The organism is Flavobacterium sp. HJSW_4, assembly GCF_042436695.1.
In the GTDB taxonomy this organism is placed as follows: domain Bacteria; phylum Bacteroidota; class Bacteroidia; order Flavobacteriales; family Flavobacteriaceae; genus Flavobacterium.
This window is the reverse complement of sequence record NZ_JBHNPP010000007.1, coordinates 82,644-97,759: the sequence shown is the minus strand read 5'-3', so window position 1 is coordinate 97,759 and position 15,116 is coordinate 82,644. Positions and strand designations below refer to the sequence as shown.

General features: G+C 32.9%; 16 protein-coding genes. 11 read left to right on the top strand and 5 right to left on the bottom strand.

Features of this window, described 5'->3' with window-relative positions; translation table 11 throughout:
* Positions 1-237 precede the first annotated feature (237 nt).
* From ACE01P_RS08820 to ACE01P_RS08795, 6 genes are all read left to right on the top strand, one after another.
* Entirely contained in the window at positions 238-534 is a 297-nt protein-coding gene (locus tag ACE01P_RS08820) for a hypothetical protein (protein WP_379696367.1), read from the top strand.
* Between the two features lie 75 nt (positions 535-609).
* The gene (locus tag ACE01P_RS08815; protein WP_379696364.1) at positions 610-906 is read left to right on the top strand and encodes a hypothetical protein; all 297 of its coding nucleotides are present in this window, start codon (positions 610-612) and stop codon (positions 904-906) included.
* Between the two features lie 28 nt (positions 907-934).
* A complete protein-coding gene (locus ACE01P_RS08810; protein WP_379696361.1) occupies positions 935-1,225 on the top strand; it encodes a hypothetical protein in 291 nt (96 codons plus the stop codon).
* An 18-nt stretch (positions 1,226-1,243) separates the two neighbouring features.
* Positions 1,244-1,537, top strand: a complete 294-nt coding sequence (locus tag ACE01P_RS08805; protein ID WP_379696358.1) for a PepSY-like domain-containing protein — start codon at positions 1,244-1,246, stop codon at positions 1,535-1,537.
* A gap of 13 nt (positions 1,538-1,550) precedes the next feature.
* Positions 1,551-1,847 carry a hypothetical protein gene (locus ACE01P_RS08800; protein ID WP_379696356.1) on the top strand — a complete coding sequence of 99 codons (297 nt, stop codon included), beginning with the start codon at positions 1,551-1,553 and terminating at the stop codon, positions 1,845-1,847.
* A gap of 138 nt (positions 1,848-1,985) precedes the next feature.
* Positions 1,986-3,338: a sigma-54-dependent transcriptional regulator gene (locus ACE01P_RS08795; protein ID WP_379696353.1), complete on the top strand. Its 1,353-nt coding sequence runs from the start codon at positions 1,986-1,988 to the stop codon at positions 3,336-3,338.
* Positions 3,339-3,375: 37 nt separating this feature from the next.
* On the opposite strand, the gene ACE01P_RS08790 is transcribed toward ACE01P_RS08795, so the two are convergent.
* Together ACE01P_RS08790 and ACE01P_RS08785 are read right to left on the bottom strand one after the other, a co-directional pair.
* Complete coding sequence (locus tag ACE01P_RS08790; protein ID WP_379696350.1) at positions 3,376-5,814, bottom strand: hybrid sensor histidine kinase/response regulator; 2,439 nt, start codon at positions 5,812-5,814, stop codon at positions 3,376-3,378.
* A 196-nt stretch (positions 5,815-6,010) separates the two neighbouring features.
* Entirely contained in the window at positions 6,011-7,912 is a 1,902-nt protein-coding gene (locus ACE01P_RS08785; protein WP_379696347.1) for an alpha/beta fold hydrolase, read from the bottom strand.
* A 250-nt stretch (positions 7,913-8,162) separates the two neighbouring features.
* Between ACE01P_RS08785 and ACE01P_RS08780 the strand changes: the two genes are divergently transcribed.
* From ACE01P_RS08780 to ACE01P_RS08760, 5 genes are all read left to right on the top strand, one after another.
* A complete protein-coding gene (locus ACE01P_RS08780) occupies positions 8,163-9,278 on the top strand; it encodes an NAD(P)/FAD-dependent oxidoreductase (RefSeq protein WP_379696344.1) in 1,116 nt (371 codons plus the stop codon).
* Entirely contained in the window at positions 9,275-10,063 is a 789-nt protein-coding gene (mtgA, locus tag ACE01P_RS08775; protein WP_379696342.1) for a monofunctional biosynthetic peptidoglycan transglycosylase, read from the top strand. The genes ACE01P_RS08780 and mtgA overlap by 4 nt, the downstream gene beginning before the upstream one ends.
* Positions 10,035-11,009: a lipid A deacylase LpxR family protein gene (locus ACE01P_RS08770; protein WP_379696339.1), complete on the top strand. Its 975-nt coding sequence runs from the start codon at positions 10,035-10,037 to the stop codon at positions 11,007-11,009. Before mtgA ends, ACE01P_RS08770 begins: the two co-directional genes overlap by 29 nt.
* A gap of 28 nt (positions 11,010-11,037) precedes the next feature.
* Positions 11,038-11,451 carry a hypothetical protein gene (locus ACE01P_RS08765; RefSeq protein ID WP_379696336.1) on the top strand — a complete coding sequence of 138 codons (414 nt, stop codon included), beginning with the start codon at positions 11,038-11,040 and terminating at the stop codon, positions 11,449-11,451.
* Positions 11,452-11,615: 164 nt separating this feature from the next.
* Positions 11,616-12,632, top strand: coding sequence for a type I restriction enzyme HsdR N-terminal domain-containing protein (locus ACE01P_RS08760; protein ID WP_379696334.1), 1,017 nt, complete (start codon positions 11,616-11,618; stop codon positions 12,630-12,632).
* 142 nt (positions 12,633-12,774) lie between these two features.
* On the opposite strand, the gene ACE01P_RS08755 is transcribed toward ACE01P_RS08760, so the two are convergent.
* From ACE01P_RS08755 to ACE01P_RS08745, 3 genes are all read right to left on the bottom strand, one after another.
* On the bottom strand, positions 12,775-13,335 hold the full coding sequence (locus ACE01P_RS08755; protein WP_379696331.1) for a hypothetical protein: 561 nt from the start codon (positions 13,333-13,335) through the stop codon (positions 12,775-12,777).
* Positions 13,336-13,406: 71 nt separating this feature from the next.
* Complete coding sequence (locus tag ACE01P_RS08750; RefSeq protein ID WP_379696328.1) at positions 13,407-13,991, bottom strand: hypothetical protein; 585 nt, start codon at positions 13,989-13,991, stop codon at positions 13,407-13,409.
* Positions 13,992-14,042: 51 nt separating this feature from the next.
* Positions 14,043-15,074, bottom strand: a complete 1,032-nt coding sequence (locus ACE01P_RS08745) for an oxidoreductase (protein ID WP_379696325.1) — start codon at positions 15,072-15,074, stop codon at positions 14,043-14,045.
* Between the last annotated feature and the right edge of the window lie 42 nt (positions 15,075-15,116).

Genomic DNA, 15,116 nt, shown 5'->3' with positions numbered 1-15,116 from the left:
TTTGGATTTTTTAAAATTTCGAAATTTAATTTTCCATAAGGTTACACTTTAAGTGTTTACTTATTACACACTTTTTTTCTTATTTACACACCTTTCAAGTTTTATCTTTTTTTAGTATATTTGATATAAAGCCCTTAAAAACAGGTTTTTATGATCTTTGGCATGGCTCTTTTCTTTTACGGCATAATAATTTCATTACTTAAAGCGTAAACAACTATTAATTTAAATATATACGTTATGAAAAAATTATTTTTATCAGCCGCAATTGTTTTAGGAAGTTTAACTTCATTCGCTTCGACTACATCAGCAATCAATACAAATGTAAAAGTGGTTTCTATTGTAGACGATTATACTGAAATCAAATTAGAAGAATTACCAGCTGCTATCTCAGAATCTTTGAAAAAAGCATATCCAGAAGCAGTAATTACTAAAGCATACAAAAACGAAAAAGCACAGTATAAACTTGATGTTACTGTTGGCGACAAAGTAGGAAACTTATTTGCTAACGCAGACGGAACTTGGATTAAACAATAATCTAAAAGTAAGATTTTGTGAAAATCCAGATCAAGAATACTAAGATCAAATTAACTATATTAAAATACAACTATCATGAAAAATTTATTTTTATCAGCCGCAATCGTTTTGGGAGGTTTAACATCATTTGCTTCAACTTCGCCAATTTCAAATACAATCGTAAAAACAATCTCTATCCAAGATGATTATACAGAAATTAAATTGGAAGAAGTTCCAGCAGCTATAACAGATGCTCTTAAAAAAGCATATCCAGATGCAGTGCTTTCTAAAGCCTATAAAAATACAAAATCTGAATACAAGCTTGATGTAACTGTTGGAGACAAAACAGGAAATCTTTTTGCTAACGCAGATGGAACTTGGATTAAAAAATAATTAAGTCTAACCCTTAAAAACTATTACTATGAAAAAGTTAATCTTATCGGCAGCAATTGTTTTAGGCAGTTTGTCGATGAACGCAGAAACCCCTGTTGTAACCAATCAAATGGTACAAACAGTAAATGATCAGGATGGATATAAAGAAGTAGATGGAGTTCCGGCAGCCGTAAAAAAAGGCTTAGATGCAGCTTATCCTGGTGTAGTGCTTGAAAAAGCATGGGTTAATGAAAAAAAGGAGTACAAAATTGAGATAACCGTTCGAGGTGAAAAATCGATCGTTTATACAGACGCTTCTGGTAACATTCTTAAAAAATAATTTAAACCACTAAATATTATGAAAAAGTTAATCTTATCAGCAGCGATTGTTTTAGGAAGTCTTACAGTAAATGCTGCGGTTCTTCCAGCGATCTCAATTACTCAATCAGTAATTTTTCAAGATGCATTTACTGAAGTTGCTGCAGACCAAGTGCCTGCCGCTGTGAAATCTACAGTAGAAAAATCGTTCCCAAATACTAAGCTGGAAAAAGCTTATAAAAATGATAAGAACGAGTACAAACTTGAGATTTCAAGTGGAGATAAAAAATACACAATCTTCACAGATGCTTCAGGAAATATCATTAAAAAATAATTAAATCAGCATCATGAAAAAACTAATCTTATCAGCAATAGTAGTTTTTGGAACTATGTCAATGCATGCAAATGTGTTGCCTGTTTCGCAAAATGCTAAATCAACTGTAACTATTCAGTCAGAATATACAGAAGTTACAGTAGATGCTGTGCCTGCACCTGTAAAAACAGCTCTGCAGACAGCTTATCCAGGTGCAAAACTGGAAAAAGCATTTGTCAATGACAAAAAAGAGTACAAACTTGAAATATCAGTTGGGGACCAAAAGGCTACTGTTTATTCAGATGTCAATGGTAACTGGTTGAAGATATAAATTAGGTGAATTTAGATTTATGTTTTTGGTGAAAAAGAGATTGCGTCGTGCAATCTCTTTTTTTTTACATATTTTACATAAATTTATGAAATAACAAGTTTAATAATATTATTTTAGCAAAAAAGTCCCTAAAAGCAAATGCCGAAGATATTACTGATAGAAGATGATATTGCGTTCTGTAAATTATTAGAGAAATTTCTAATCAAAAAAGCGTATGAAGTAACAACTACTTTCTCTGCTGCAGAAGCGCGCGAAGCAGTTAAAAACGAATCATTCGATTTGATTTTAACCGATCTTCGCTTGCCTGATTCTGACGGTATCGGACTTATGTCTGAATTTAAAAATTCCCACCCGCATATTCCTGTTATTTTAATGACGGGTTACTCTGATGTAAACACTGCTGTTAAAGCCATTAAAAATGGTGCGGCAGATTATATTTCTAAACCTTTTAATCCAGACGAAGTTCTTCTTGTAATTACTAATGCTTTACAAGCGCCAAAAGAGGAAGAAGAACAAGCTCCTGTAAAAGAAAAAAAGACAGCAAAAAAACAGTCGCCATCAGGAGAAAATGAATTTGTTAAAGGAATTTCTGTTGCATCCAAAAAACTTTTGGATCATATTCAATTGGTAAGTCCAACTGATATGTCGGTTTTGATTATTGGCGAAAGCGGAACAGGAAAAGAAATTATTGCAAAAAGCATTCATCAGCAAAGCAGAAGAAAAGACAATAATTTTATTGCGGTCGATTGTGGAGCGATTCCAAAAGAATTGGCGGCAAGTGAATTTTTCGGACATTTAAAAGGATCTTTTACTGGAGCAATCAGCGATAAAAAAGGATATTTTGAAGCGGCGAATGGCGGAACTTTATTTTTGGATGAAATTGGAAATCTTTCATACGAAAATCAAATTCAGTTATTGAGAGCGCTTCAAGAAAGAAAAATTAAACCCGTAGGAAGCAATAAAGAAATAAACGTCGATATACGCATTATTACAGCTACAAATGAAGATTTACGCGAGGCAGTAAAAAACGGTGATTTTAGAGAAGATTTATACCATAGAATCAATGAATTCTCGATTCAGTCTCCATCTTTAAAAGATCGTGGCGAAGATTTAATGGTTTTCGCAGATTATTTCTTAGAAAAAGCCAATCAGCAATTGCATAAAGATGTCATTGGATTTTCTCCAGAAGTGGTTTCTATTTTTCAAAATTATTCATGGCCAGGAAACTTGAGAGAATTGCAAAACTGTGTAAAACGGGCGACTCTTTTAACTCGAGGTGATTTTATAGAAAGTGATGTGCTGCCAGCAGAATTTTTCCAGATTCAAAATCAGTCTGCTGCAACTGAAGTTTTCTCCTTGTCTGAAAACGAAAGAGAAACTATTATTAGTGCCTTGTCAAAAACGCAGAACAATAAATCTGAAGCCGCAAAATTGCTGAAAATTACCAGAAAAACACTTTACAATAAATTGAAACAATATAATATCGAATAAAAAAAAGCAGTCATTTTGACTGCTTTTTTTTATATAATTAAATTTCTTGTTTTAATTCTTTAAAAAGAACTTCTATCTTTTGGGTCAAATCCTCATAAGTGGCTTTGATATCAATTGTATTTAAATCTTCTTTTTCTAAATCCTTCAAAAGTTCGCCAATTTCATTTGCCTGAATTTGTTTGAACATTGGAGCAATGCGATGTGCAATAGATTTTATTTCATCATGATTTTTCTCTTGAACGGCAGCTTTCAAAAAGCCCAAATTCTCGATGGTTGTTTCTACAAAAGATTTCAAAACTTCTTTCAAAGCAGCTTCGTCTTGACCTAGAAAATCTTTTAAAGTTTCTAAAGAATAGATTTGAGAATCATCTTTTTTTGAATTTTCGGTAGATTCGGTTTCAGGAATTTCTTCATGATCTAGAATATGTTGAATCGTTTCGAGCAAAATTTTTGGCGAATAAGGTTTCTTAATAACAGTAGTAAAACCAGCATTTTTATAAACTGAAAGATCCAAATCGGTGCGGCCAGTCAAGGCAATTACAGGCTGATTTTTGAAAACTGTCTCAGGAAGTTCGCGAAGTTTTTCTAAAAATAAAAATCCGTCAATTTCTGGCATTTGAATATCTGTAATGACAAAATCAAATGACGTAGTCTGAATCGTTTCCAAAGCTTTGGCAGGATTAGTAAACGAAAAAACCTGATGCTGTTCTTGTCTTAAAACCCCGCTTGTTAAATTCAAAAGATTAATATCGTCATCAACAACTATAAAAGTTTGTTTTTTGGTTTTTTTCCCCTTTTTTGGTTTGAATTCGACTACAGGAATGGTTTGGCTATTGTCAAATAATAAAGGAAGTTGGATAACAAATGTGCTTCCTTTTCCGAAAATACTTTCTAAGCTTAAATTTCCTCCCAAAATAGAAATGATCTTCTGGCAGATTGACAAACCTAAACCAGTTCCTCCATATTGCTTTTCAATACTTTCATTAGCTTGTGCAAATTCTTCAAAAACCAATTTTTGATTCGCTTTTTCAATTCCGATTCCAGTATCTTGAATCGAAATGGTCAAGAACTGGTCGTTATTCGCGTAAGCGGCAATTCGGATATGTCCATGTTCTGTAAACTTGTAAGCGTTTCCGATAATGTTGGTCAAGATTTGTTTTAAACGAAATGGATCGCCAACAATACGTTTTTGAAACTGCTCGTCAACATTAATAATCAGATCAATATCTTTTTGTTTGTAAACCGTTTGAATGTTTCTCGCAACATCTTCAATAATTTCTGGCAATGAAAACGGAACTTTTTCTATCGAAATTTTTCCGGCCTCGATTTGCGAAAAATCCAATAAATCCTGAACGAGTTGCGTAATATATTCAGACGAATTTTTAATGTTTTTAATGAAATACGATTGTTTCGTATTGACATCTGAATTGCCTAAAAGTTCAGAATAACCGACAATCGTACTCAAAGGTGTTTTCAAATCGTGACTTACCGTTGAAATTAATTGTTCACGGCTTTTCAGCAGATTCTTTGTTTTGAAATTGGCAATTTCGAGCTGTTTTTTATACAATTGAGATTTCGAATAATCGCTAACAATTAGAATAGAGAAAAAGACCGTCAATAATAAACCGATAACCGCAGAAGCCGTGACAATTTCGTTGACTCTTTTTAATGATTTTTCTTTTAATGAATTGTTTTTGATCGAATTGATGATGATTTCTCGCTCAATAATTCGAAGAATTTTTCTAAGCTGATCTGAAATGGCAATTTCATTCTGAAGCAATTTGTTTTCTTCAAAATTTAGAGATTCTTTCTTTTTTTCGGCTTTTATTTTTACTGAACTTAAAAGCTTTTTAGAATTAGCCAAAATAGAATCTGAAGCTTTTTTGCTCAGCGTGTTGGTGCTGTCATCTGGAATATTCGAATTTAAATAATCCACATATTGCTGTAAAACACTTCGCTGGTAACTTCCTAACTGATTTGGGTTTTTAGTGAAATCCTGAAGTTCGAGTTTTCTTAAATTAAACTCCATTTTCGTGATTTCATCAATAGCATTATTTACAGAAGTTTCATCGTCTGCTTTATTCTTGATTTCTCTTAACTGTTTGATGTTTTTTGTTTTTTCAGACAAAAAATAAGTCACACTATCTAGAAGTGTTTTTTGATATTCGGTAGTAACAACTTGTTTTAAAGTATCGATGCGTTTGCGAAGAGAATCGGTTTCGATCAAATAATTTTTAAAATCTTTTTCGGAGTTGTTTTGAATGGTCTGTCTGGCTAAACTTTCTGTTTTATAAACATTTGAATACAATCTGCTGACTCTGATGATTTTGGTCTTTTCTAAAGCAATCTTGTCTTCCAGTTTATTGTAAACGACATTTTCAGAATAAAGAAACCATCCAACTGTAACAACCAAAGCCAATAATGCAACATAGCTGAATAAAACTTTGATTGCGGTGTAACTTCTTTTGGTCTCCATATTTTGCTGAAAGATTTGAGGGAATTATGCCCCGATCCCGAAACTTCGGGACGAGATTAAAAGATTGCAATTTATCTAAAAAAATCTGTTTTACGAAGAGTAAATCTACCCAATATGTTATATAATTGTAAGGTTTGCAAATAAAAACAGCCGTAGATTATGTAAATCTACGGCTGTCAAAATGTTGTTTTATGAATTACAAAGTTTCATCTAACCATTTGAAGAATTCACCTTGCCAAACTTGAGCGTTTTGTGGTTTTAAAACCCAGTGATTTTCGTCTGGGAAATAAACAAATCTACTTTTGATTCCTCTTAATTGAGCAGCTTGGAAAGCTTCTTGTCCTTGTCCGATTGGCACACGGAAATCTTTTCCTCCTTGGAAGATCAAAATTGGTTTATTCCAGTTTTGAACCAAAGTTGCAGGATTAAATGTTGTATACGCTTTTTGTGCTACAGCATTATCTTTTTCCCAGTATGGTCCGCCAAAATCCCAGTTGTTAAAGAAAACTTCTTCTGTTGTTCCTAACATCGAAACGGTATTGAAAACTCCGTCGTGAGCGATAAAAGTTTTGAAACGGTTTTTGTGAATTCCTGCTAAATAAAATACAGAATATCCTCCGTAACTAGCACCAACACATCCTAAACGGCTTTTGTCAACATAGCTTTCTTTAGCAACATCATCAATTGCAGAAAGGTAATCGTCCATAACTTGTCCGCCCCAATCTTTACTGATTTGCTCGTTCCATTCAACTCCGTGTCCTGGCATTCCACGACGGTTTGGAGCAACAACTACATAACCTTTAGCAGCCATTAAAGAAAAATTCCAACGGAAAGAATACGATTGTGTCAACGGACTTTGTGGTCCTCCCTGGCAGAATAATAAAGTTGGATATTTTTTAGAAGCATCAAAATTTGGAGGAAGAATTACCCAAACCAACATTTTTTTACCGTCAGTTGTTGTAACGTAACGTTTTTCTGTTTTGCTTAACGCTAAAGTTTTATACGTATCTGTATTTACATTTGAGATTTGTTTCCAAGTATTTTTCTTTAAATTGAAAGAAAAAATCTCACCCGCATGATTCATGTCAGTTCTTGTAACAATGATATCATCGCCAGCAAAACCAACTAAATCATTTACGTCAAAATCTCCATTTGTCAATTGACGAACATTGATTGCAATTTTAGTTAAACCTGGGAAATTAACAGAGAAAAGTTGTTTTGTTCCATCAATTGGCGCAACAAAAAATACTGTTTTTCCGTCTTTGCTCCAGATAAAATTATCTACAGTTCCGTCCCAATTTGCCGTTAAGTTCGTTTTGATTCCTTTAAATTCAACAATAATATCGTTTTTATCAGACTCGTAACCGTCACGTTTCATTTGCAACCAAGATAAATTTCCTGTTGGAGAAAATTGCGGAGCCGTATCGTACCCTAAATTACCATCTGTTTTATTAGTTGTTTTTTGAGTTTCTAAATTGTATTCATAAATATCTGTGTTCGTAGAAATTGCGTAAGCAGTTCCTGCTTTTTTCTTGCAAACATAGAAAATGCTTTTGCTGTCTGGCGACCAGATATAATCTTCGTCACCGCCAAAAGGTTTTTGCGGAGAATCGAAAGTTTCACCTTTTAAGATGTCAATTCCTTTTGCGCCGTCTTTGTTTTCTTTATAAAAAACATGGTTAAATTTCCCTTCGTTCCAAGTATCCCAATGACGATAATCTAATCCATCATAAATTTGAGCATCAGATTTACCAAGACTTGGGTAGAAATCTTTTCCTAAAACACTTTCCAGTTTTACTTCGTCATTATAAACGACAAATTTTCCGTCAGGCGAAATGTTTTTATCAGCCAGAATTTCTTTCGTGTCTTTAACTTCAACTGCATTTCCTCCATTTACAGGAATGGTATAAATTTTAGAACTTGATTTGTTTTCTTCAACTGAAGGCGTAGAAACCTTAAATACTATATTTTTTGCATCTTTAGAAATTCCAAGTGGAGTTACTCGTCCTAATTTCCATAACAATTCTGGCGACATAACATTCTGCCCGATAGCGTTTAAACTCATCATTATTAAGGTTGTTAATAATACTTTTTTCATAATCTATTTAATCTATTTTTTTTGTGCGCTAAAAATACAACTTTTAAACCCCAAATTGTTAAATTCCAAATCCTAAAAAATGTTAAAAAATTAAAATTAGAAGTTAGAAATTCCAATTGTCACCCTGAGCGAAGTCGAAGGGCGCCCCAAAAAGGGCTTCGACTCCGCTCAGCCTGACAAAAGCTTTAAATGAACTTACATTTCTTATATGGTTTAAAAAAATCATTATTTTTATCAAAACTCTAAAAAAATGGAACTAAGCTACTGGGAACTAAAAAACTGGTTCGCAAATATCGATTATACTATTGTAGGAAGCGGAATTGTAGGTTTGCATACGGCATTACGCTTACGCGAAAGATTTCCGGCCGCTAAAATTCTGGTTTTAGAACGTGGCATGTTACCGCAAGGCGCCAGTACCAAAAATGCTGGTTTTGCCTGTTTCGGAAGTTTGTCTGAAATTATGGATGACTTAAAAACACATTCTGAAGATGATGTTGTGGCACTTATAGAAAAACGTTGGAAAGGTCTTCAATTGCTTCGAAAAAGATTAGGAGATCAAGCTATTGACTTTAAGCCTCACGGCGGATATGAATTATTTTTGAAAGAAGATGAATTCGGGTTTAACGAATGCATTTCTAAAATTCCGTTTATCAATGAAGTTTTAAAACCGCTTTTTAAAGCTGATGTTTTTTCGAAAGAAGTAGACCGATTCGGATTTGAAAATATTCAGGAGTATTTAATTTTTAATCCTTTTGAGGGGCAAATTGATACAGGAAACATGATGCAGGAATTATTGAAGCAAGCGGTTTCAGCAGATATTTTAATCTTAAATCAGCAAACCGTTAAATCATATATAGAAGCTGGAAATCATGTTGAAGTTGTAGTGAATGATTTTAGCTTTAAAACCCAAAAACTACTTTTTGCAACCAACGGTTTTGCGAGTGAATTAACAAAAGGAGCTGTAAAACCAGCAAGAGCGCAAGTGCTTATTACAGAGCCTATTCGCAATTTAGACATCAAAGGAACGTTTCATTTAGATAGAGGTTATTATTATTTCAGAAATATTAATGATCGAATTTTATTGGGCGGCGGCCGAAACCTTGATTTTGAGGGAGAAACAACAACCGAATTTGGAGAGACGAAAATTATTCAAAATAGATTGGAAGATTTATTGAAAAATGTAATTTTACCAAATCAGGATTTTCAGATTGCGCACCGATGGAGCGGTATCATGGGAATTGGAAATAGTAAGAATCCTGTTGTAACCCAACTTTCTGAAAACGTGTTCTGTGGAGTGCGTTTGGGCGGAATGGGAGTGGCGATAGGCAGTTTAATAGGAACAGAATTAGCAGACTTAATAGAATGAAAGTAACAAAAAAACCGGCACCAAAAACTACTGCAAATAAACCCAAACCGAAAACGGCTCCCAAAAAATCGAAGCGTTCTTTAGGAGAAAAAATAAAATGGTTTTTTATCAAATCGGCCTTATGGTTTTTTGGCCTTTCAATCGGGTCGGTTATCTTTTTTAAATATGTTCCCGTACCATTTACACCTTTAATGCTCATTCGTGCTATCGAAAATAAAATGGACGGTAAAGAAGTTTATTTTGACCACGACTGGGAACCGATCGAGAAAATTTCAATGAATTTACAAAAAGCAGTTATTGCAAGTGAAGACGGAACTTTCTTAACTCATAACGGTTTCGATTTTAAAGCGCTCCAAAAAGCATATAAAAGCAATGAACGCGGACGCCGAATTCGAGGTGGAAGTACCATTTCGCAGCAAACCGCCAAAAACGTCTTTTTATGGCAAGGGAAAAGTTATTTCCGTAAAGGTCTTGAAGCTTACTTTACAGTTTTAATCGAAATTATCTGGGGTAAGCAACGAATCATGGAAGTTTATTTGAACAGTATCGAAATGGGTGACGGAGTTTATGGCGCTTATGCAGCAACAGAACATTGGTATCGTAGAGATGCTTCGAGTTTAACGCCAATGCAGGCGGCAGGAATTGCGGCGATATTGCCAAACCCAAGAAAATTTAAAGCTACTGGTTCGTCAAGTTATATTAATAGAAGAAAAGAAAGAATTGTTCGTGAAATGCGTTATGTTGGAAAAATTAATTATGATGGAAAAGAGGAGAAGAAGAAGTAAAAAAGCACTTTTTGCTTTTCTGATTTTGACTGTAACGTTAAGTTTTGGACAAGGAAGAACTAAAGAAATAGGTTTTATATCGGATAACGATTTGTACACTTCGTCTAAGTACGATATGTATTATACGAATGGTTTGGAACTTTTTTTTCGATATTTATCGAAGAACGAAAATCCGAAAATCAAGAAAGAAATTACCGAATTTAGAATTGGGCAATATCTTTATAATCCGAGATTTATAAACAAAGAAGCGGTTACGATAAACGACCGCCCTTTTGCAGGTTATCTTTTTGCTGAAGTAGGGAAGAACTTCTTCTATCAAAGCGAGTCGGTTTTGAAGACCGATTTTCAAGTTGGATTTCTTGGTCCGAATGCGTTTGGCGAAGAACTGCAAAAAGGATTTCACAACATGATTGGCTACAAAAAAGTATATGGCTGGCAAAACCAGATTCATAATGCTTTAGGTTTGCAAGCTCATGCTATTTACTCTAAAAAACTGTTTCCTTCAAAACACAATGATTTTGTTGATTTTCATTGGCAGTCAGAAGGAAATTTGGGAACTATTTTCTCGGGAGTTTCAACAGGATTTATGGCTCGATTCGGATTTAAAAAATTAATTCCGATTTACGATTCTAACATTCATGATGCTTCGATAAGTGCAGAAGCGCAGCCGAATATCAGAGAATTTTATTTCTACGCGGCGCCAAGTGTCAATTATCAATTTTATGATGCGACTATTGAAGGAAGTATGTTTAATGACACAAGTCCAGTAACTTTTGATTTAGAACCGCTTCGTTTCAATGCGGAAGCAGGTTTAAAATATCGCCACAATAATTTCAATATGTCTTATTCTTTCCTTTACCGAGGAAGAGAATTGAATGATCCGAAAATTAATACCAATTCAGGATATTTTTATGGATCGATAAGAATGGGATTTTTGCTTAAATAATCTTTTTTAAATGAAAATTTGAATCATTATGATTGGATATTTTGTCTTTTTCGTTTTCCTGACCATTTTTGTTTATGTCAGCGTTAAATGGGGAACATTTTTGATTTCAGATTTAATAGCAGGATTCTTTTTATTGGTATTCTTTACGTATTATCATTATAGAAACTATTTTGATAAAGGAGAAATTCTGGTGCTTATGCTTAACCTAATTCTCTATATTTTTGTTTTCATCTCTTCTATCTTCATTTATTTTGATGAAGAAAATGAAAAAAGAACCTACTGGATATTTCCAGTTCTTGCCTTTGTTTTTTTAATGATGATAGCAAAAATGATAGTAGATTTTGATGATACTTTTTGGGGAATGAGTGTCCCTGTTGCCTTAGCTTTTTTTCCAATATACTTTTTGAAGTATTATTTTAAATATATTAGAGAAGAAGTTTGATTTTCGAAGGACAATAAATGAATACGGTTTTCCGTAAAATTTATTGTAATTAAATTTTGATATTTGTTTGTGTAAGCTGATGATTTTTAAAATCTTAGTAATTGATTTATTTTTATTAGTTTAGTTCTGATTTTACTGTTTGTCTAACTAACCATTAACCCAAAATGACCACAAACATCCCAAAACAATCCATTAATCAGCTAAAAAAAACACTTGAAAGTTTTAAAATTAATGATGCAATTGAGCTTTGTACAAATGAAGCTCAAACCCGTAAATTTTTGATTGAACCATTTTTTCATCTTTTAAATTATATTTCTAATGATCTTATTCCAGAATTTAATGCAGATTTTGGAGAAAGAGTAAGCCAAAAAATTGATTACGCAATTCTACTCAATAAGAAAGAAACCATTTTAATTGAAGCAAAAAAATATAACAGCAAACTTAGTGATAAGGAAGCTGGGCAGCTTAATGGATACTTTAATAATACTAAGAGTTCCAGAATTGCAGTATTAACGAATGGAATAGAGTACCGATTTTATTCAGACATATTATTGCCAAACGTCATTGATTCAAAACCTTTTTTTGTATTTAATCTGATTAATTACTCAGATAAAGATTTAGAAACCTTAATCAAATTTGATAAAAGATATGTAGTTATTACTGAAATTATCAAGACTGCTCAAGATTGCGTTTTTGCAGAAGATTTCGAAGCTGGTTTGCTAAAAGAATTTATCGCACCATCGAAAGACTTATTAAAAATCATTCATCGGAATATGAATTTCAAAGTGAAATTTAATGAAGAAACACAAGGCAAGATGATTACGATGATTAATTCTGCACTCTTAAAATCTTTATATGATAAAAAAGTACTTTCAGAATCGAATTCAAATACGGGAGGAATTATAACTACGGAAACAGAAATTCAAGCTTATCATACCATTAGAACTTTATTAATACAAAATAAGAAAATTCCAAGTCAAAGGATTTTCTTTAAAGATTTCAAAAGTTTTTTTAATATAAGTGTCGATGACAATTTAAAAAAGGTGATATGTAAATTGGTCTTTACTGATACAAAATTGAAAATAGTAATTGAAAACAATGAATATTTGTTGAGCAGTGTTGATGATGTCTTGAAGTATAAAAATGAATTGATAAATAGAACTTTACTTTTGCTTGAATAGTACGTCTAATAAGATATTTTTGAATTACCTCCAGCTTCAGCTGGAGGTTTTTGAATTATAGGAAATAGGCTTTAGCCAAAATATTTTTTGCTAAAGCCTATTATTCATGAAATTTTCAATCTAAAGCTAAAGCTGTAGGCAATTATTCCATTTCCATATCTTTAGCCATTTCTTCCCATTTATTGTTTAAATACTCTTTGGTTTGTTCTACAAAGTTTGAATCGACATCATTTAAAGTCTGCACTTTCGGACTTAGTATTGCTTTTCCGTTTTCGAAAGAAATAAAAGCAGAAACATCACTATCTCCCCAAAAGAAAGGAAAAACAATTGCACTGTTTTCAGCACTTTCGCTAACGTATTTTTCCATGCTAATGATAAAGGCAAACATCGGAATCATTTCAACAAAATTTTCGCTAAAAAACATCATTCCCCAGTGCCATTCTTCCGCTGCTTCATCATAATCAGAAAAAGCCATTGCTTCGCGATATTCAATCCAACCGTCAATAACCTCTTGATTATTGTTGTCGCCATAGCTGCGTAAAAGCTCCTGCGTTAAAACTGATTTGGAATACATCTGTCGACTTTCCCAAAAATTTAACCAATTTTCATTGAGTTGTGGTTCTTCGAGCGGACTGTTTAGAAATTTTTCGAGTTGAGGTTTTGTTATCTTGACTTTGCAGTATAATGAGCTTAATTCAGACATGATTTTAGGGTTTTGTTAAAAGTTATTCTTATTACAAGCTGTTTTTTGTTAGTCGCTTTTTTTATATCACTTTAATCCCAGCGACTTAAATTTCCTTCAGCTCTTTCAAAAAGTTCTTCGAGTACATTTTCAAGAGATCTTTCAGGAAGACCAGTTCCTGAAAGTTTAAGTAGTTGATTTTTAGTTTTTTCAAGATTGTCCTGATGAGAATACAAATTCATGAAATTTCCATTTTTATCGAAAATAATGTATTCGCCGCTTTCATAATTGTCTTCTTCGGCCATGATCCAACCAATGCATGGGAAGGCTTTGTTAATTTTTTCGGTTTCTTCTTCAGAAAGCAGTTCAAATTCCTGAAATTCGGGTCTGTCATTTCCCCAAAATGCAATAATCATATCGATAATTCCAGTTGATTTATGTTCAAGATTTTCTCGTTCCTGAATTTGATTAAGGAAATTTTCTGGAGAAAAAATACGGAAGATTTCATTCGATTCGATCCCGCCAATAGCTTTATAAAAAGTGATTAATTCTTCTGGAATTGGCTGCGAAAAATAATCAGCCAAAGATTTTATGGTTTCATTTGATGCAGGAACTGATTCTTGGATTTCATCATATTCAAGTTCGCATGCTGCAAGGCGATTTTTAATTTCTTCCATAATTTATAGTATTGTTATTTGTAGAATTTTTTTGGTTTAATTAAAAAAGTATTAATGACGGTTATCGCATTGCAGATAAATTTCTTCGTTTGATTTGTCGATGATCGAAATTCCAGGACAACCGAAGGATTCGTATAAAAATCCAAAAATAACTTGTGGTTTATTTTTGAAAAGTTTACCCGTCCATTGATTAACTACATCGTCACCTTCTTCATAATTTAAAGGAGTAGGCGATGTGCCTTCGCTCGAACTGTATAATTTATCGATTATAATTTCTTTCGTTTTAGGATCGACAACTAAAAGACGTCTGGCAAAAAGCAGTTTGCGGTTGTCTACATAATCTTGCATAAAATAGTTGTAGCTGCTTGTTTTAAAAGCATAAGCAGTGCTGGCTGTATTGCCTTTCAGCGTTTTTTGATCTTCGCTTTTTAAAGATTTTGACGGAAATTCTCTTACTGTAATTTTCTTCCAATCAATTGGAGTTAATTTTTCTTTAGCAAAAGGATTTTCTTTGCCTACATAAACCAAAGCATCTCTATAATATTCACTGAACCCTTGCAGGTGTTTTTTGCTAATTTCAAAACCAATCATGAAATCATAATTGTGAAAGGGCCAATCTTCTTCAGAAGAATATCCATTTAACAAAGCGGCTGTTTTTAGGTTTTTTACAGCAAAAGAAACGAATTTGTTTTTGCCATAGTCATAAATAAAAAGTGAATCTGTTTCAGAAATATTGGTCTTAGACAAAAATCTTTTTCTGTAATTTTTTTCAAATGTAAAGTACTCAGCCTTTTCTTTTCCCATTTTTTCAATATTAGGCAAAGCAAGTGTATCCTTTTCATCGTCTACGGGATAAATATCCGAAAGAGAAACAAAAGCAATATCACTGCTGTCTTTTGGCATAAGAGTAAACAAGTTGATGCTTTCTTTTCTTGGAGTTTCTTCTGTGTTTTGTAATGTATCAGTTTCAGCTGTTGCTTTTTCAACTGAATTCGGTTGAACGGTTGTATTGCTTTCTTTTTTATTACAAGAAAAAAGCAGTAAAGTAAATACTGTAGAAAGGGCGTATAATTTTATTTTCATAAATGTTTATTTATTTTAAAAATTAGTTTTTCAATAGAGATA